This window comes from Cellulomonas flavigena DSM 20109, from assembly GCF_000092865.1.
Lineage (GTDB): Bacteria > Actinomycetota > Actinomycetes > Actinomycetales > Cellulomonadaceae > Cellulomonas > Cellulomonas flavigena.
This window is the reverse complement of the sequence record NC_014151.1, coordinates 1,540,086-1,557,002: the sequence shown is the minus strand read 5'-3', so window position 1 is coordinate 1,557,002 and position 16,917 is coordinate 1,540,086. Positions and strand designations below refer to the sequence as shown.

Genomic DNA, 16,917 nt, shown 5'->3' with positions numbered 1-16,917 from the left:
TTTATGCGCGCATCGCTCCGCTCGGAAGGACCCCTCATGCGCCACCCCTTGCCTGCCGCCGCCCTCGCCGGTGCCGCCCTCCTCGCCCTGGCCGCGTGCTCCGGCTCAGGCTCCGGGGACGATGCGGCAGACGGGGAGCTCGCCCTCGTGACTTCCGGCACGCTGACCGTCTGCACGAACCCGCCGTACGAACCGTTCGAGTACGAGGAGGACGGCGAGATCGTCGGCCTGGACATCGCGCTCACCGCCGAGATCGCGGCCGACCTCGGCGTCGAGCTGCGGCCGCTCAACACCGGTTTCGACGCGATCGAGTCCGGCGCCGCACTCAACGCGCGCCAGTGCGACATCGCGGCGTCCGCGATCACCATCACCGACGCGCGCGAGGAGAACGTCGACTTCACCGACGCGTACTTCGACGCCGACCAGGGGGTCCTCGTCGCCGCGGGCTCCGCCGTCGCCGGCGAGGACGACCTCGCGGGGCTCAAGGTCGGCGTGCAGCAGGCGACGACCGGCGCCTCCTGGGTCGAGGAGCAGGGGCTCGAGGGCGTCCAGTTCGAGGACCTCGGCCTGCAGATCCAGGCGCTGCGCAACGGCCAGGTCGACGTGGTCGTCAACGACGTCACCGTGCTGGAGTCGTACGTCGACGACGAGCTCGAGGTCGCGTTCGTCGTCGAGACGGGTGAGCAGTACGGCTTCGCCGTCCGCACGGGCAACACGGCCCTCCTCGAGGCCGCGAACGCGACGCTCGCGCGGATCACGCAGGACGACACCTACGACACGCTCGTCGCCCAGTACTTCGGTACGGGCGCCGCGACGGACTGATGTCCGTCGACCTCGCCGCTCCCGTCGGACGGGCGCGCATGAGCCCGCGCCGGCGGGCGCGGGTGTCACGCGGCGTGCAGTACGCGGTGCTGCTGGCCGTGCTCGTCGTGCTGCTGGCGACCGCCGACTGGAGCACCGTCGGGCAGACGATCTTCAACCCCGCCGCGGCGGGCGAGATGCTCGACAAGCTGCCGCGCGCGTTCCTCAACACCGTCACGTACACGCTGGCGGCCTTCGGGGTCGGGCTGACGTTCGGGACCCTGCTGGCGCTGATGCGCCTGTCGTCCGTCGCTCCCTACCGGTGGATCTCGACGACGTACGTCGAGTTCTTCCGCGGGATCCCGGCGCTGCTCGTGGTGATCGCGGTCGGGTACGCGGTCCCCATCGCCTTCGGGGTCGCGCTCACCTCCATCACCGCCATCGCGGCGATCGCCCTCGGCTCGGTCTCGGCCGCCTACATCTCCGAGACGGTCCGCGCCGGCATCCAGGCCGTCCCCCGCGGCCAGGTGGAGGCCGCGCGCTCGCTGGGCATGTCGCACACCCGCACCATGATCGAGGTCGTGCTGCCGCAGGCGTTCCGCACGGTGATGCCTCCGCTGACGAACGAGGTGCTGCTCCTGACGAAGGACACCTCCCTGCTGTTCGTGCTCGGCCAGACGCCGGAGTTCTTCGAGCTCACCAAGGTCGGGCGCGACGCGCTGTCGACCGCGTCCGGCGGGCTCACCGGCCTGTTCGTCGTCGGGGCCTGCTACCTCGTCATCACCATCCCGCTCGGCTTCCTCGCGCGCCGGCTCGAGCGACGCACCGGAGGGCACGCATGACCGCCGACGCCACCCGTCCCGTGGTGCAGGTCCGCAACCTGCACAAGTCGTTCGGCGACCGCGAGGTCCTGCGCGGCATCGACCTCGACGTCGCCGGCGGCGAGGTCGTGTGCGTCATCGGACCGTCGGGCTCCGGCAAGTCGACGCTGCTGCGCTGCGTGAACCTCCTCGAGCAGCCGACGTCCGGCACCATCGAGGTGCTCGGCGCCGAGGTCACCGACCCCGACGTCGACATCGACCGCGTCCGCACCCACGTCGGCATGGTCTTCCAGCAGTTCAACCTCTTCGGCCACCGGACCGTCCTGGAGAACTGCACGATGGCCCAGCGCCGCGTGCTGGGCCGTTCGCGCGCCGACGCGGAGCGCATCGCCACGGCCAACCTCGAGCGCGTCGGTCTGGCGGACCGCGCGGGTGCGATGCCCGGGCAGCTGTCCGGGGGCCAGCAGCAACGCGTCGCCATCGCCCGCGCGCTCTCCATGGACCCGCAGCTCATGCTGTTCGACGAGCCCACGTCGGCGCTCGACCCCGAGCTCGTCGGCGACGTCCTCGGCGTCATGCGCGACCTCGCCGACGCCGGCATGACGATGATCGTCGTCACCCACGAGATGGCGTTCGCCCGCGAGGTCGGCGACCGCGTCGTGTTCATGGACGACGGCGTCGTCGTGGAGTCCGGGCCGCCCGAGCAGGTGATCGGCGCCCCGCACGAGGAGCGCACCCGCACGTTCCTCCAGCGCGTCCTCGACCCGACGCACCGGCACCCGCAGGACTGACCCGCACCGGCCCTCCGACCCGGGTGCGACGGGTCCGCGTGCCCTAGCCTGGTCCGCGTCGCGCAGCACGTGCACGGCCACCGGGAAAGGACGCGTCATGGGTGTCGACGAGCACTCCGGGCTCGTCGACCCGGCGCGGGCGGCCATGGTCGCCACCTGGTGGCCGGACGACGACGACGCGTACCTCGCGCTCACCCTGCGCGTCGCCGGCCGCTGGGACGAGGACCGATTCCGGGCGATGCTGCGCAGCGCGGACGCGCTCCTCGACGTCCTCGAGCGAGCGGTCGACGGCGACGACGCCGGGGACCCGGCCGCGCTCGACGTCCCCGCGATCGAGAGCGAGGCGCGCACGCTCGTCACGCTCATGGCGCACCCCGGGTTCCGCTCGGAGAACGACCTCGGTCTGACGCGCGCGGCGTACGACGCGTTCCTCGACGAGCGCAGCGCGGCGCTCCTGGCGCTGGCCGGGCGACGACGCGCGCTCCTCGCCCGCGCCGTCGCGCCGTCCACAGGTCCCGACCTCGCCCTCTCCCCCAGCCCCGTCCCGAGCCCCGACCAGGAGCCCCGATGACCGACACCACCTCCCCCGCCCTCGTACCTCCGGACCCGGCGGCGTCGATCTGCACGATGCTGGCAGCCCGGCTCGCGCGCGACCCCGACGACGTGTTCGCCGAGCGGCAGACCGGCCTCGGGGAGACGTGGCAGCCCGTCACGGTCGCGGCGTTCGTCGCCGAGGTCCGGGCCATCGCCAAGGGCCTGGTCGCGTCCGGGATCGAGCCGGGCGACCGCGTCGCGATCATGTCCCGCACGCGCTACGAGTGGACGCTCGTCGACTTCGCCGTGTGGGTTGCCGGCGCGGTCGGCGTGCCGGTGTACGAGACGTCGTCGGCCGAGCAGGTCCGCTGGATCGCGTCGGACTCGGGGGTGCGTCTCGCGGTCGTCGAGACCGCCGCGCACGCGGCCGTCGTGGCCCAGGTGCGCAACGACCTGCCGGGCCTGACCGAGGTGCTCGTCATCGACGAGGACGCCGTCGGCACGCTCGTGGCGCGCGGCGCCGACGTTCCGGACACCGAGGTCGACCGGCGCAGCGCGCTGGCACGCGGCGACGACCTCGCGACCGTCATCTACACGTCAGGCACCACCGGCCGCCCCAAGGGCGTCGAGCTCACGCACGGCAACTTCGTCGAACTGTGCCGCAACGGCGCCGTCGGTCTCGCGGAGGTCGTCTCCAAGCCCACGTCGCGCACGCTGCTGTTCATGCCGCTGGCGCACGTCTTCGCTCGCTTCATCCAGGTGCTGTGCGTCGAGTCCGGCGCCGTGATGGGGCACGCCCCCGACACGCGCAACCTGCTGCCGGACCTCGCGTCGTTCCAGCCCTCGTACCTGCTGGCCGTCCCCCGCGTCTTCGAGAAGGTGTACAACTCCGCCGAGCAGAAGGCCGGCTCCGGCGCCGCGCTGCGGATCTTCCGCTGGGCCGCCAAGGTCGCGATCGCGTACTCCCGCGCCCTCGAGACGCCCGACGGCCCGAGCGCCGCGCTGCGCGCGCAGCACCGCCTCGCCGACCGCCTCGTGCACCGCAAGCTGCGGGCCGTCCTCGGTGGGCGCGCGGAGTTCGCCGTCTCCGGCGGCGCGCCGCTCGGCGAGCGGCTCGGCCACTTCTACCGCGGCATCGGCGTGCAGGTGCTCGAGGGCTACGGCCTGACCGAGACCACCGCGCCGACGGCCGTGAACCGCCCCGGCCTGACGAAGATCGGGACCGTCGGCCCGCCGATGCCCGGTACGTCCGTGCGCGTCGACGACGACGACCAGATCTGGATCGCCGGCCCGCACGTGTTCCGCGGCTACCGCCACATGCCCGAGGAGACCGCCGAGACCGTCGTCGACGGCTGGTTCCGCACGGGCGACATCGGCACGCTCGACGAGGACGGCTACCTGCGGATCACCGGGCGCAGCAAGGAGATCATCGTCACCGCGGGCGGCAAGAACGTCGCGCCCGCCGTCCTCGAGGACCGGCTGCGGGGGCACCCGCTCGTCAGCCAGGTGGTCGTCGTGGGCGACCAGCGCCCGTTCATCGGCGCGCTCGTCACGCTCGACGCGGAGATGCTCCCGGGCTGGCTCGCCATGCACGGGCTACCCCCGATGGACGTCGTGGCCGCCGCCGCGCACCCCCAGGTCCGCGAGGCGCTCGACCGCGCCGTGGACCGCGCCAACGAGGCGGTGTCGCGCGCCGAGTCGATCCGCAAGATCGAGGTGCTGACCACGGACTTCACCGAGGCGAACGGCTACCTGACGCCGTCGCTCAAGGTGAAGCGCGCGGCCGTGCTGCGGGACTTCGCCGCGCGTGTCGACGCGCTGTACGTCGACACGCGCGACTGACGCCCCTCGTCTACCCCACGTTGCGCAGCCGGCGGCTGTCCGCGGACTGCGACGGCACGGACTCGCTGGGCGTCGACTCGTCGGCCCAGCGCAGGGTCGCGCCGATCCCGTCGACGAGCTCGACGTCGCCGTCCTCCTCCTCCACGAACGTCACGCCCGCGTCCTGGCCGACGACCGCACGCATGAGGGCGACCTGCGCGGGCATCTCGCGTGCATCGCCGTCGACCACGCCGATCGCCGTGAGGTCGGAGCGCGACGTCGCGATGTCGAGCACGCCCGGGCCGACCCACAGCGTCCGGTCCGACAACCCGGCGTCGAACGCCGCCGCGCTCACCACGAGCTCGTCCACCTGCGCGCGCCGCAGCACGTCGACCACGTCGTCCAGGCCGGCCACGGCACCCTCGCCGCGGCCGTGCGCCTCGCGGTAGCGCTCGACGTGCGCGGAGCGCCGGCGCGTGCGGTGCGCCGTGACGGCCTCGGCGACCCGAGCGGCGAACGCGGCCTCGCGGATCCCCTCGCCGCGCCCACCACCGGGGACCTCGACGACGAGCTCGCGCGCGTGCTGCGCGAGCGCGTCCCGCACGAGCGGGACGGTGCGCACGTCACCCGTGAGCACCACGAGGTCGGGCCGCTTGTCCCGCAGCCGCTTGTCGAGGACGGCCGCGACGGACTCGGCGTTGCGCTGCCAGGAGTCCTCCGCGCGCGTCTGCCCGCGCCGTTCGATGCCGCCCTCGCGGACCTTGTGGACGTCGTCGTGGCCACCGTCGATGGTCTCGGTCACCGGCCCGCGGTACGCACCGTCCTCCGCGTCGCCCCACCGCAGGTCCGCACCCGTGCGGTCGACCGCGACGACGAGCACGCTGACGCTCTCCTCGCTCGCGCGGACCACCGGGCCGAGGGCCGGGACAGGCCCGTAGGTGCCGGTCGAGGCGACGGGCGCGGCCCGCAGCACGCGGTCGACCACCACACCGTCCGCGTCGGCCACCAGGGCGCGCCCGTGCGGGTCGCGCCGGCCGTCCGGCTGTGCGACGCGCTCGGCGATCTCGTCGAGGAGCGCGGCGGGGGCGCCGTCGCGCTCGAGGTCCCGGCGTACCGCGCGCCACCGCTCGACGGGCCCCGACTCGCCGGCCACCTCGGCCGGCGATGCGTCGAGGTGGACGGTGACGAACGGGGCCGGACGGCCGAGCAGCGGCTTGAGCCAGTGCAGGTGCATAGGGACTCCTCCTGCGTGCACGTCCCCCGCGACGGCACCACCGGTACCCCGGGGGGCTGACCCCTCTACCTTGGGTCACCGCGCGGGCCCGCGCCAACCGGCGCACCGGGTGAGGACAGGGCGGAGCGCGGCTGGTCAGGCGCGAGCCGCGTGGTCCTGCGCGATCGCCTCGTGGTGGCGGATCACCTCGCCGACGATGAACGCGAGGAACTTCTCCGCGAAGACCGGGTCGAGGTCCGCCTCGCGCGCGAGCTCGCGCAGCCGCGCGACCTGCTGCGCCTCGCGACCGGGGTCCGACGCGGGCAGGCCCAGCTCGGCCTTGAGCACACCGACCCGCTGGGTCGCCTTGAACCGCTCGGCGAGGATGTGGATGAGGGCGGCGTCGATGTTGTCGATACTGCCGCGCAGCCGGGCCAGCTCCGGCGGCACGACGCGTGCGGGTGCGTTCACGCGCTCTTCTCGCGGGGCGTGCGCTTCTCCCGCGTGTCGCGCGGGACCAGCGTGGGGTTGACGTTCTCCAGGACGACCTCCTGCGTGATGACGACGCGTGCGACGTCGTCACGCGACGGCACCTCGAACATCACCTGCTGCAGGACCTCCTCGAGGATGGCCCGCAGGCCACGGGCACCGGTGCCGCGCAGCAGCGCCTGCTCGGCGACGGCCTCGACCGCGGCCTCCTCGAACTCGAGCTCGACACCGTCGATCTGGAACATGCGCTGGTACTGCTTGATCAGCGCGTTGCGCGGCTCGGTGAGGATGCGCACGAGCGCGACGCGGTCGAGCGGCGAGACGGTCGTGATGATCGGCACCCGCCCGATGAACTCGGGGATGAGGCCGAACTTCAGCAGGTCCTCCGGCATGACCTCGCCGTAGACGTCGGTGTCGTCCGCCGAGTGCAGCGGCGAGCCGAAGCCGATCCCCCGGCGGCCCGCGCGGGACGTGATGATCTCGTCGAGCCCCGCGAACGCGCCGGCGACGATGAACAGCACGTTCGTGGTGTCGATCTGGATGAACTCCTGGTGGGGGTGCTTGCGCCCGCCCTGCGGCGGCACCGACGCGGTCGTCCCCTCGAGGATCTTCAGCAGCGCCTGCTGCACGCCCTCACCGGAGACGTCGCGCGTGATCGACGGGTTCTCGCTCTTGCGCGCGATCTTGTCGATCTCGTCGATGTAGATGATGCCCGCTTCGGCCTTCTTGACGTCGTAGTCGGCAGCCTGGATGAGCTTGAGCAGGATGTTCTCGACGTCCTCGCCGACGTAGCCCGCCTCGGTGAGGGCCGTGGCGTCCGCGATCGCGAACGGGACGTTGAGCATCTTCGCGAGCGTCTGCGCGAGATACGTCTTGCCGCAGCCCGTGGGGCCGATCAGCAGGATGTTGGACTTGGCGATCTCCACCGGCTCCTCACCGGCGGGCACGCGTGCGCCCTCCCCGGCCTGGATGCGCTTGTAGTGGTTGTACACCGCCACGGCGAGCGACCGCTTCGCGGGCTCCTGGCCGACGATGTACTGCTCGAGGAAGTCGAAGATCTCCTTCGGCTTCGGCAGCTCGACCATGCCGACCTCGGTGGCCTCGGCGAGCTCCTCCTCGATGATCTCGTTGCACAGGTCGATGCACTCGTCGCAGATGTAGACACCCGGGCCCGCGATGAGCTTCTTGACCTGCTTCTGCGACTTGCCGCAGAACGAGCACTTGAGAAGGTCCGCACCGTCCCCGATACGCGCCATGTGCGTCCCCTTCCCTCGTGTCGCCCTCCGCCGTCCTGGCGGTGCGCCGTCGTCGTGACCTCACGGTAGGCGAGTCACGTTCCCCCATTGCACACCACGTGCGCCGCCCTGTCAGCCGAACCCTGCCCGCGGGTCGCGGCGTGTCGGGCGCGACGCGCCGTCCGATGTCTCCCGATTCGCACGATTGGCCCAACCCGGGCCCGGCGCACCCCCGGCCCCGCCCTGTGCGGGGGCGGGACCGTGGGTGACGACGTCAGGCGGGCTGCACCACCGCCGGGTGGACACCCTTGCGGCTCTCGAGCACCTGGTCGACGATCCCGTACTCCTTGGCCTGGGCCGCGGTGAGGATCTTGTCGCGCTCGATGTCCTGCTGCACCTGCTCGAGCGGTCGGCCGGTGTGCTGCGCGAGCGCCTTCTCGAGCCAGTCGCGGATGCGGATGAGCTCGTTGGCCTGGATCTCGATGTCCGAGGCCTGCGCGTAGCCGCCGCCCTCCATCGCGGGCTGGTGGATCAGCACGCGCGCGTTGGGCAGTGCGAGCCGCTTGCCGGGCGAGCCGGCGGCCAGCAGGATCGCTGCCGCGGAGGCCGCCTGCCCGAGGCAGACGGTCTGGATGTGCGGCTTGATGTACTGCATGGTGTCGTAGATCGCCGTGAGCGCCGTGAAGGAGCCGCCGGGCGAGTTGATGTACAGCGTGATGTCGCGGTCCGGGTCCGTGGACTCCAGGACCAGCAGCTGCGCCATGACATCGTCCGCGGACGCGTCGTCGACCTGCACACCGAGGAAGATGATGCGGTCCTCGAACAGCTTGGTGTACGGGTCCTGGCGCTTGAAGCCGTAGGCGGTGCGCTCCTCGAACTGGGGCAGCACGTAGCGGCCGGTCGGCGAGGCGGGCGCCGTGCCGCCGGCCAGTCGGCCGGCGCGGGCGATGAACTGGGACTCCATGCTCACGAAGGTTCTCCTCGCTGGTTCGCGGTGGCCGTCAGGACTGGGTCCCGCCGCCACCGGCGACGGAGTTCGAGCTGGAGACGACGTGGTCGATGAACCCGTACTCCAGCGCCTCGGGCGCGGTGAACCAGCGGTCGCGGTCCGAGTCGGCGTTGATCTGCTCGACGCTCTTGCCGGTCTGCTCGGCGATCAGCTCGGCCAGGACCTTCTTCATGTGCAGGATCAGCGCGGCGTTGATCCGCACGTCCGTCGCCGTGCCGCCGATGCCGCCCGAGGGCTGGTGCATCATGACGCGGGCGTGGGGCGTGGCGTACCGCTTGCCCTTGGTGCCCGACGAGAGCAGGAACTGCCCCATCGAGGCGGCCATGCCCATCGCGATGGTCGCGACGTCCGGCTTGATGTACTGCATCGTGTCGTAGATCGCCATGCCGGCCGTGATCGACCCGCCCGGCGAGTTGATGTACAGCCAGATGTCCTTGTCGGGGTCCTCCGCCGCCAGCAGCATCATCTGCGCGCAGATGGCGTTGGCGTTCTCGTCGCGGACCTCCGAGCCGAGCCAGATGATCCGCTCGCGCAGGAGGCGGTTGTAGATGGAATCGTTGAGGCCGAGGCCCGGAGAATCTGCCCGGGCCAGGGCCGGCACCTGCTCGTTCACGAACGCTCCCTCGTCTCCGCTGCGTGCGACCTGCGCGCACCCCCTGCCTTCGTCGGGCCTGCGGCGTCGCGCGTTGCAGCGACCCTAACGCGCACGCACGCCCGCCCATGTCCCGGCGGCGCGCCGTTTCGCTGACGGCGCAGCGGCGTCGCCCCCTCGCCGAGCGGTACCTACGCCGACGGCCCCGACGCACGCGCGGGGCGTACGGCGGGGCCGTGGGGACGTGCGGCCGCGACGGGCCGGGGCGTCAGGCCTTCTCGTCGGCGCTGTCCTCGCCGAAGGCGACCGCCGAGAAGTCGGTGGCGGCGTCGGACGGCGCCTGCTCGGCGGCCTCCAGCGCCTCGTCCTCGTCGTCCGAGCCGATGAACTCCGACAGGTCGACCGCCGCACCGGAGCCGTCGACGACGGCGACCTTGCGCAGCGACACGGCGAGCGCCTTCGAGCGCGCGACCTCGGCGACCATCGCGGGGATCTGGCCCTGCTGGTCGAGCGTGGTGATGAACGTGTTCGGGTCCATGCCGTACTGCCGCGACGCCGACACCAGGTAGTCGAGCAGCTCGCTCTGGCTGACCTTGATGTCGAGCTTCTCGGCGAGCGTGTCGAGCAGGATCTGGTTGCGCAGCGCGGTCTGCGCCTGCTCCGTCACCTCGGCGCGGTGCTCGTCGTCCTCGAGGCGACCCTCGGACTCCAGGTGCCGGTGGACCTCGGCCTCGACGACGCCCGCGGGGACGGGGATCGCGACCTCGGTCGTGAGCTTCTCGACGAGCAGGTCACGCGCCTGCACGGCCTGGTTCGACGCCTTGATGCGCGCCGCCTGCTCGCGCAGGTCGGCCTTGAGCTCGTCGATGGTGTCGAACTCGCTCGCGAGCTGCGCGAACTCGTCGTCGACCTCGGGCAGCTGGCGCTCCTTGACACCCGTGGCGGTGACGCTGACGAGCGCCTTCTCGCCCTTGCGGTCGCCGCCCGCGAGCTCGGTCTCGAACGTCGTCCTCTCGCCGGTGGACAGCCCCACGAGGGCCTCGTCCAGACCCTCGAGCATGTTGCCCGAGCCGATCTGGTAGCTGGTGCCGGAGACCTGGTCGATCTGCTCGCCGTCGATCGTCGCGGTGAGGTCGATGACGACGAAGTCGCCGGACGCGGCCGGGCGGTCGACGCCGACCAGCGAGCCGAAGCGCTCGCGCAGCGCGTCGAGGCGCACGTCGACGTCCTCGTCGGTGACCTCGACGTCGTCGACGGTGACGCTCAGGCCGTCGAGCTCGGGCAGCGTGATCTCGGGGCGCACCTCGACCTCGGCGGTGAAGTGCAGCTCACCCTCGTCGCCGGCCGTCAGACCGGGCACCTTGGTGACCTCGACCTCGGGCTGACCCATCGGACGCAGCGAGTTCTCGCGCACGGCGTCGGCGTAGAACGACGACAGGCCCTCGTTGACGGCGTGCTCGATGACGGCGGGACGCCCCACGCGCTGGTCGATGATGCGCGGCGGCACCTTCCCCTTGCGGAAGCCCGGCACCGTCACCTGCTCGGCGATGTGCTGGTACGCGTGGTCGATGCTCGGCTTGAGCTCGGCGTACGTCACCTCGACGGACAGCTTGACCTTGGTGGGCTCCAGGGTCTCGACGGCGCTCTTCACTTCGATGGTCTCCAACTGGTCATGGCCGGGCGCCGGCGATTCCGACGGGGTGGCTCGCTTCGGTCTGCACGCTCTGGGAGGCGCTGCACGCTGCGGCCCGGGCGACGTCGTGACCGCTGCCGGGGACCAGCCCCGGTGCGGCGACGTGCGAGCACCCGACGGCGCGTACGCGCGACCCTCGATGCTACGCCACGAGCAGGACCGCCCGCCAAAGCGTGCGCCGGGGCGGCGCGGGCGACGGCCCCGGGCCGACGAGGGGACCGACACGGGCCGGGGAACCGGTAACCTTGCTCCGCCGCCCGGTCGTCCGGGCGCGTGCGGACGTAGCTCAATGGTAGAGCCCCAGTCTTCCAAACTGGCTACGCGGGTTCGATTCCCGTCGTCCGCTCCCGCCGTCGGCCGCGACGCACCGTGCCCACGTTCGCACCGCTGCGCACCCTCGCACGGTCGAGCCACGCGAGCCGGCGTCGGCACGTCGTCCACTGTCGGGGTGGTCGGATTCGAACCGGCGACCTTCCGCTCCCAAAGCGGACGCGCTACCAACCTGCGCCACACCCCGTGCGCCGCGCAGCCACCCGGGCGGTCACGGCACGCGCTCACCCTACGCTGCGCGCCCGCGGACCCGTGGGCGCGCAGCGCGGGTCGTCAGGTGTTGTACGCGGCGATGCGCACGGCCGCGTCGGCACCGGACCCCGTCACCTCGACCTCCAGGAAGTGCCACGCCACGGTCGACCCCGGCTCCCGGGCGAGGTCGACGCAGCGGTCGACGCCCTCGGGGCAGCCCCACGACCCGCCGGCCGGCGGCAGCACGGCACCGGGCTGCACGGACGCGAGCCACGCCTCGACGTCCGCCGGGTCGGCGGTCGTCGTGGCCTCGTAGGACGTGTCCTGGAACGCGCTGATGCGGCACCGCGGCTCGCCGGGCAGCGGGGTCGACGTCCCGACGAACGCGAGCATCTCGGCGCAGTCGACGTCGCCGTCCTCGCCGAGCGTGACCCGGTCGGCGGCGCCGTCCCCGCGCCCGCCGCCGGAGCCCTCCGCCCCGCGCGTGGCGCCCGTCGGAGCGCACCCGACGAGGGCGAGGAGGGCGAGAGCGGCCGTCGCGACGACCCGGTGCTGCAGACGCATGGCCGGGAGGCTAGCGGCCCCCGTCCGGGCGACGCGTCCCCCGCCGGTCGGGCCCGCCGGCCCCGAGGTCCTCCCTCCGGCTGACGCCGCGCGGCCACCCGTCGGGACGTCCGCATGCCGGACACCCCGTCTCACGGGAACCTTTGCGCGCGTGCTGCTGTTGACGCTAGCGTCGGCTCACCACGGGTCGACGCCCGTGCACCCCGGCCCGCCGTCGCGGCGCGGCCCCGGACGAGGAGAGCGATGCGCGTGCCCACCGCCGCCGTTGCCCCCGTCCTGCGCGCCTGCGTGGCGTGTTGTCGCTGTCGGTAGAGCGCTGGCCGCCGCACGCCCCGTGCAGCGCATCCCCCCATGGGTGCACCCGTCCAGCGCTCGCCCCGGAGGGCCACCGCGGACTCCCCCGGCACCTCCCCGTCTCCACCCGCGCCGTCCGGCGCACCCGTCGCACACCCCCCGCACTGCCGCTCCCTCGACGGGACGGCACCGACCGAAGAGGAACCATGGCACGCATCTACGACGACGCGACCGCGCTCATCGGCAACACCCCGCTGGTCCGCATCAACAAGATCACCGACGGAGCCGGCGCCACGGTCGTCGGCAAGCTCGAGTTCTACAACCCGGCGAGCTCGGTGAAGGACCGCATCGGCGTCGCGATCATCGACGCGGCCGAGAAGTCCGGCGACCTGCAGCCCGGCGGCACGATCGTCGAGGCCACCTCCGGCAACACCGGTATCGCGCTGGCGTTCGTCGGCGCGGCGCGCGGGTACAGGGTCGTCCTGACGATGCCCGAGACGATGTCGAAGGAGCGGCGAGCGCTGCTGCGGGCGTTCGGCGCCGAGCTCATCCTCACGCCGGGCTCCGAGGGCATGAAGGGCGCCGTCAACCGCGCCAACGAGGTCGCCGCCGAGCGTCCGGGCGCGATCCTGGCCCGCCAGTTCGCCAACGAGGCCAACCCCGACATCCACCGCCGCACGACGGCCGAGGAGATCTGGGCCGACACCGACGGCAAGGTCGACATCCTCGTCGCCGGCATCGGCACGGGCGGCACCATCACCGGCGTCGGCCAGGTGCTCAAGGAGCGCAACCCCGACATCAAGATCGTCGCGGTCGAGCCGGCCGAGTCGCCCATCCTCAACGGCGGCGCGCCCGGCCCGCACAAGATCCAGGGCATCGGCGCCAACTTCGTGCCCGAGATCCTCGACACCAGCGTGTACGACGAGGTCATCGACGTCGACGCCGAGACGGCCGTCGCCGTCGCCCGCCGCGCCGCGCGCGAGGAGGGCCTGCTCGTCGGCATCTCGTCCGGCGCCGCGCTGCACGCCGCCACGCAGCTCGCGCAGCGCCCGGAGAACGCGGGCAAGCTCATCGTCACGATCATCCCGTCGTTCGGTGAGCGCTACCTGACGTCGGTGCTCTACGCCGACCTGCTCGACTGATCACCCGGGCCCGGTCGTCGTCCGCACGACGACGACCGGGCCCGCACCCGTCCGCCCGTCGGTCGAACGCCCACCCGGAGCCCGCCATGCGTCCCTTGCAGCACTTCCTGCGCACCCTGCGCGACGACCTCGACGCGGCGCACCGGCACGACCCCGCCGCCCGCACGCGGCTCGAGGTCGCGCTCGCCTACCCGGGCGTGCACGCGATCTGGGTGTACCGGCTCGCGCACCTGATGTGGCGGGTCCCGGTGCTGCGACTGCCGGCCCGGCTCGTGTCGCAGGCAGCCCGCGCCGCGACCGGCGTCGAGATCCACCCCGGCGCGCGCCTCGGTGAGCGCCTGTTCATCGACCACGGCATGGGCGTCGTCATCGGCGAGACCGCGGAGGTCGGCGACGACGTCGTGCTCTTCCACGGCGCCACGCTGGGCGGCCGCTCGATGAAGCGCGGCAAGCGCCACCCCACACTGGGCGACCGCGTCGTCGTCGGCGCGGGCGCCAAGATCCTCGGCCCGGTGTGGGTCGGGCACGACGCACAGGTCGGGGCCAACGCCGTCGTCATCGCCGACGTCCCGGCGCGCGCCGTCGCCGTGGGCGTGCCGGCCAAGATCCGGCAGCGGGGCACCGACGTGCCCTTCGACGTCGAGGTGGACGACCCCGCGATCTTCATCTGACGCGGCGTCGACGGTCCGGGCCCGATCGACGGGTCGCGGGTCCACGGCGGGCTCGATCGACGGGTCGCGGGCCCACGGCGGGCTCGATCGACGGGTCGCGGGCCCAGGGCCGGGCTCGATCGACGGCTCGCGGGTAGGGGTGGGAGGGGAGGGTTCGTGGCGGCGGCTGTTGTTCTAGTTGTTGTGTAACTAGTAGACTGCGGCCATGCTCTTCCGCATCGACACCACCTCGGACGAGCCGCTGTACGTGCAGCTCGCGGCCCAGGTGCGCACTGCCGTCGCCCACGGCGACCTGCAGGCCGGCGAGCGACTGCCGTCGGCGCGCGAGCTCGCGGCGTCGCTCGAGATGAACCTCCACACCGTGCTGCACGCCTACCAGGAGCTGCGCGACGAGGGGCTGATCGAGCTGCGGCGCGGGCGCGGCGCGGTCGTGACGGCCGACACCGCACCGGACCTGGCCGAGCTGAGCACCGCGGTCGACGCGCTCGTCGCGACCGCCCGGCGACTGCGCGTCGCCCCCGAGACCGTGACCGCCCTCGTCAAGGAGGCCCTGCGATGACCACCGCCCGTCCCACGCCCCCGCACCGCACCGCGACGACGGTGACGACCCTCGTGGTGCCGCTGTTCGTGGTGCTCGCGACCGTGGCCGTGGCGGTCTCGTGGACGCCCCGCCTGCCCGACCCGCTCGCGGTGCACTGGACCGCCTCGGGGGCGCCGGACGCGTTCGGCTCCCTCAAGGACGCCGTCGCGATCCCCCTGCTGTTCGCCCCGCTGCTCGCGACCGGGATGTGGGCCCTGGCCTTCTGGGTGGGGCGCGACACCGCCACCCGGCGGCTCGCGGCGGGCGTCGCGAGCGGGACGGCGGTGCTGATGTCGGTCGCCGTCCTCGGCAGCCTGGCCGTGCAGCTGGACCTGGCCGACGCCACCCGGGCCCCCGGGATCGACGGCGTGGCCGCATGGGCCTTCGGCGCCGGTGCCCTCGCCGGTGCCGTGGTCGCGGTGCTCGTGCCGCGCAGCCCCCGGCAGCCGACCGCCGCTCCGGTGGACCCGGACGCCCCCCGCACGACACTCGCACCGACCGAGCGCGCCGCGTGGAGCCGCTCGGTGACCAGCCCGGTGGGCGCCGTGGTCGCCGGGTCGGCGATCGTGCTCCAGCTGGCGCTGGCCGCCGTCCTGCGCACGCCCGCGCTGCTCGTCGTCGCGGTCCTGCTGGGACTGCTGATGGCCTCGATGCTCGTCCTGCGGGTCGCCGTCGACGCCCGCGGTCTGGTGGCCCGCTCCCCGCTGGGGTGGCCGTCCGTGCGCGTCCCGCTCGACGAGGTCGTCGCGGCCCGCGTCACGCAGGTCGATCCCTTCGGCGAGTTCGGGGGGTGGGGCTACCGGATCGGCGTGGGCGGGCGCGTCGGGTTCGTGCTGCGCAAAGGCGAGGGCATCGAGGTCGAGCGCACCGGCGGGCGCGTCACGGTGGTCACCGTCGACGACGCCGCGGCCGGTGCCGCGCTCCTCAACACCCTCGCCGACCGCACCCGTGGGGGCGCTACCGCCCGGTAACGTCGGGCGGGCGCCGCCCGGCGCACCGTCGACGACGACAGGGAGCAACGCATGCGCCTCGGGTACCACACGGGCTACTGGTCGGCCGGTCCCCCACCCGGCGCGGCGCAGGCGGTGCAGGCTGCGGACGAGCTCGGGCTGGACTCCGTGTGGACGGCCGAGGCGTACGGGTCCGACGCGCTCACGCCGCTCGCGTGGTGGGGCGCCGGAACGCGTCGCGTGCGCCTCGGCACGGCGATCGCGCAGCTCTCCGCGCGCACCCCGACGGCTGCCGCGATGGCGGCACTCACGCTCGACCACCTCTCGGGCGGGCGGTTCGTGCTCGGCCTCGGGGCGTCGGGCCCGCAGGTCGTCGAGGGCTGGTACGGACAGCCGTACCCGCGCCCGCTGGCCCGCACCCGCGAGTACGTCGACGTCGTGCGCCAGGTGCTCGCCCGCGAGGCGCCGGTCACCTACGACGGCGCGTTCTACCGCCTGCCGCTGCCCGCGGACGAGGGCGCGGGCCTCGGCAAGGCGCTGCGCTCCACCGTCCACCCCCTGCGCGCCGACCTGCCGATCCACCTCGCCGCCGAGGGGCCGCGCAACATCGCGATGACGGCCGAGATCGCCGACGGCTGGCTGCCGCTGTTCTACTCCCCCCGCATGGACGCCACGTACCGCGAGCTGCTCGCCGAGGGCTTCGCGCGCCGCTCGGCGGCCCGCCGCCCGGCCGAGGAGTTCGAGGTCGTCGCCACCGTGCCGGTCGTGCTGGGCGACGACGTCGAGTCCGCGGCCGACGTCGTGCGCCCGTTCATCGCGCTGTACGCGGGCGGCATGGGGGCCAAGGGCGCCAACTTCCACCGCGACGTGCTCGACCGCCTCGGCTACGCCGCGGCGTGCGACGAGATCCAGGCGCACTACCTCGCGGGCGACAAGGCGCGTGCCACGGCCGCGGTCCCCACCGAGCTCGTGCGCGACGTCGCCCTCGTCGGCACCGAGGCCGACCTGCGCGCGCAGCTCCCGGCATGGCGCGCGACGGCCGTCACGACCGTCCTCGCGCAGGCCGACCCGCGCGCCCTGCCGCGGATCGCCGCCCTGTGGGGTGATCCTGGTCCGGACGCCGGACCTGCCGACCGTCGCACGCCCGACCCGGCCTAGCCTGGTCCGGACGCCGCGCCGGGGAGGAGCCGCGTCG

General features: G+C 73.2%; 17 protein-coding genes and 2 tRNA genes. 11 read left to right on the top strand and 8 right to left on the bottom strand.

All coding sequences use genetic code 11. The features are described 5' to 3' along the window. Positions 1–36 precede the first annotated feature (36 nt). From CFLA_RS07080 to CFLA_RS07060, 5 genes are all read left to right on the top strand, one after another. On the top strand, positions 37–822 hold the full coding sequence (locus CFLA_RS07080; protein WP_013116634.1) for a transporter substrate-binding domain-containing protein: 786 nt from the start codon (positions 37–39) through the stop codon (positions 820–822). Continuing rightward, positions 822–1,643 (top strand): amino acid ABC transporter permease, encoded by an 822-nt coding sequence (locus tag CFLA_RS07075; RefSeq protein ID WP_013116633.1) that lies wholly within the window; start codon positions 822–824, stop codon positions 1,641–1,643. Before CFLA_RS07080 ends, CFLA_RS07075 begins: the two co-directional genes overlap by 1 nt. Next, on the top strand, positions 1,640–2,413 hold the full coding sequence (locus tag CFLA_RS07070) for an amino acid ABC transporter ATP-binding protein (protein WP_013116632.1): 774 nt from the start codon (positions 1,640–1,642) through the stop codon (positions 2,411–2,413). Before CFLA_RS07075 ends, CFLA_RS07070 begins: the two co-directional genes overlap by 4 nt. A 97-nt stretch (positions 2,414–2,510) precedes the next feature. Next, positions 2,511–2,984, top strand: coding sequence for a hypothetical protein (locus CFLA_RS07065; protein WP_013116631.1), 474 nt, complete (start codon positions 2,511–2,513; stop codon positions 2,982–2,984). Continuing rightward, positions 2,981–4,789, top strand: a complete 1,809-nt coding sequence (locus CFLA_RS07060) for an AMP-dependent synthetase/ligase (RefSeq protein WP_013116630.1) — start codon at positions 2,981–2,983, stop codon at positions 4,787–4,789. Before CFLA_RS07065 ends, CFLA_RS07060 begins: the two co-directional genes overlap by 4 nt. 10 nt (positions 4,790–4,799) lie before the next feature. On the opposite strand, the gene CFLA_RS07055 is transcribed toward CFLA_RS07060, so the two are convergent. The 6 genes from CFLA_RS07055 to tig all read right to left on the bottom strand — a co-directional run bounded on the left by CFLA_RS07055 (position 4,800) and on the right by tig (position 10,957). Beyond that, entirely contained in the window at positions 4,800–6,002 is a 1,203-nt protein-coding gene (locus CFLA_RS07055; RefSeq protein ID WP_013116629.1) for a baeRF2 domain-containing protein, read from the bottom strand. Positions 6,003–6,137: 135 nt separating this feature from the next. After that, positions 6,138–6,452, bottom strand: coding sequence for a chorismate mutase (locus CFLA_RS07050; RefSeq protein WP_013116628.1), 315 nt, complete (start codon positions 6,450–6,452; stop codon positions 6,138–6,140). After that, positions 6,449–7,726, bottom strand: a complete 1,278-nt coding sequence (gene clpX, locus CFLA_RS07045; protein WP_013116627.1) for an ATP-dependent Clp protease ATP-binding subunit ClpX — start codon at positions 7,724–7,726, stop codon at positions 6,449–6,451. Before clpX ends, CFLA_RS07050 begins: the two co-directional genes overlap by 4 nt. 253 nt (positions 7,727–7,979) lie before the next feature. Further along, positions 7,980–8,675, bottom strand: a complete 696-nt coding sequence (locus tag CFLA_RS07040; RefSeq protein WP_013116626.1) for an ATP-dependent Clp protease proteolytic subunit — start codon at positions 8,673–8,675, stop codon at positions 7,980–7,982. Between the two features lie 31 nt (positions 8,676–8,706). Continuing rightward, entirely contained in the window at positions 8,707–9,327 is a 621-nt protein-coding gene (locus tag CFLA_RS07035) for an ATP-dependent Clp protease proteolytic subunit (protein WP_013116625.1), read from the bottom strand. A 247-nt stretch (positions 9,328–9,574) separates the two neighbouring features. Beyond that, on the bottom strand, positions 9,575–10,957 hold the full coding sequence (gene tig, locus CFLA_RS07030; RefSeq protein ID WP_013116624.1) for a trigger factor: 1,383 nt from the start codon (positions 10,955–10,957) through the stop codon (positions 9,575–9,577). A 317-nt stretch (positions 10,958–11,274) separates the two neighbouring features. On the opposite strand from tig, the gene CFLA_RS07025 reads away from it, so the two are divergent. Then, positions 11,275–11,345: transfer RNA gene (locus CFLA_RS07025), tRNA-Gly, on the top strand. Positions 11,346–11,442: 97 nt separating this feature from the next. Here CFLA_RS07025 and CFLA_RS07020 read toward each other — a convergent pair. Both CFLA_RS07020 and CFLA_RS07015 read right to left on the bottom strand, forming a co-directional pair. Continuing rightward, positions 11,443–11,516: transfer RNA gene (locus CFLA_RS07020), tRNA-Pro, on the bottom strand. Positions 11,517–11,602: 86 nt separating this feature from the next. Beyond that, positions 11,603–12,085, bottom strand: a complete 483-nt coding sequence (locus CFLA_RS07015) for a hypothetical protein (protein WP_013116623.1) — start codon at positions 12,083–12,085, stop codon at positions 11,603–11,605. A 500-nt stretch (positions 12,086–12,585) separates the two neighbouring features. Between CFLA_RS07015 and cysK the strand changes: the two genes are divergently transcribed. The 5 genes from cysK to CFLA_RS06990 all read left to right on the top strand — a co-directional run bounded on the left by cysK (position 12,586) and on the right by CFLA_RS06990 (position 16,880). After that, the gene (gene cysK / locus CFLA_RS07010) at positions 12,586–13,521 is read left to right on the top strand and encodes a cysteine synthase A (protein ID WP_013116622.1); all 936 of its coding nucleotides are present in this window, start codon (positions 12,586–12,588) and stop codon (positions 13,519–13,521) included. 86 nt (positions 13,522–13,607) lie between these two features. Next, positions 13,608–14,192, top strand: a complete 585-nt coding sequence (gene epsC / locus CFLA_RS07005; RefSeq protein ID WP_013116621.1) for a serine O-acetyltransferase EpsC — start codon at positions 13,608–13,610, stop codon at positions 14,190–14,192. 205 nt (positions 14,193–14,397) lie between these two features. After that, positions 14,398–14,751 carry a GntR family transcriptional regulator gene (locus CFLA_RS07000; protein ID WP_013116620.1) on the top strand — a complete coding sequence of 118 codons (354 nt, stop codon included), beginning with the start codon at positions 14,398–14,400 and terminating at the stop codon, positions 14,749–14,751. Continuing rightward, positions 14,748–15,743, top strand: coding sequence for a DUF1648 domain-containing protein (locus CFLA_RS06995; RefSeq protein ID WP_013116619.1), 996 nt, complete (start codon positions 14,748–14,750; stop codon positions 15,741–15,743). Before CFLA_RS07000 ends, CFLA_RS06995 begins: the two co-directional genes overlap by 4 nt. Before the next feature lie 51 nt (positions 15,744–15,794). Beyond that, positions 15,795–16,880, top strand: a complete 1,086-nt coding sequence (locus CFLA_RS06990; protein WP_013116618.1) for an LLM class F420-dependent oxidoreductase — start codon at positions 15,795–15,797, stop codon at positions 16,878–16,880. Positions 16,881–16,917 lie beyond the last annotated feature (37 nt).

What these genes read in the sequence shown, in the direction of transcription:
- CFLA_RS07060 (WP_013116630.1), top strand. Translation starts at nt 2,981, where the DNA reads ATGACCGACACCACCTCCCCCGCCCTCGTACCTCCGGACCCGGCGGCG.
- cysK (WP_013116622.1), top strand. Translation starts at nt 12,586, where the DNA reads ATGGCACGCATCTACGACGACGCGACCGCGCTCATCGGCAACACCCCG.
- CFLA_RS06990 (WP_013116618.1), top strand. Translation starts at nt 15,795, where the DNA reads ATGCGCCTCGGGTACCACACGGGCTACTGGTCGGCCGGTCCCCCACCC.
- CFLA_RS07070 (WP_013116632.1), top strand. Translation starts at nt 1,640, where the DNA reads ATGACCGCCGACGCCACCCGTCCCGTGGTGCAGGTCCGCAACCTGCAC.
- CFLA_RS07065 (WP_013116631.1), top strand. Translation starts at nt 2,511, where the DNA reads ATGGGTGTCGACGAGCACTCCGGGCTCGTCGACCCGGCGCGGGCGGCC.
- clpX (WP_013116627.1), bottom strand. Translation starts at nt 7,726, where the DNA reads ATGGCGCGTATCGGGGACGGTGCGGACCTTCTCAAGTGCTCGTTCTGC.
- CFLA_RS06995 (WP_013116619.1), top strand. Translation starts at nt 14,748, where the DNA reads ATGACCACCGCCCGTCCCACGCCCCCGCACCGCACCGCGACGACGGTG.
- CFLA_RS07000 (WP_013116620.1), top strand. Translation starts at nt 14,398, where the DNA reads ATGCTCTTCCGCATCGACACCACCTCGGACGAGCCGCTGTACGTGCAG.
- CFLA_RS07080 (WP_013116634.1), top strand. Translation starts at nt 37, where the DNA reads ATGCGCCACCCCTTGCCTGCCGCCGCCCTCGCCGGTGCCGCCCTCCTC.
- CFLA_RS07075 (WP_013116633.1), top strand. Translation starts at nt 822, where the DNA reads ATGTCCGTCGACCTCGCCGCTCCCGTCGGACGGGCGCGCATGAGCCCG.
- CFLA_RS07015 (WP_013116623.1), bottom strand. Translation starts at nt 12,085, where the DNA reads ATGCGTCTGCAGCACCGGGTCGTCGCGACGGCCGCTCTCGCCCTCCTC.
- CFLA_RS07055 (WP_013116629.1), bottom strand. Translation starts at nt 6,002, where the DNA reads ATGCACCTGCACTGGCTCAAGCCGCTGCTCGGCCGTCCGGCCCCGTTC.
- epsC (WP_013116621.1), top strand. Translation starts at nt 13,608, where the DNA reads ATGCGTCCCTTGCAGCACTTCCTGCGCACCCTGCGCGACGACCTCGAC.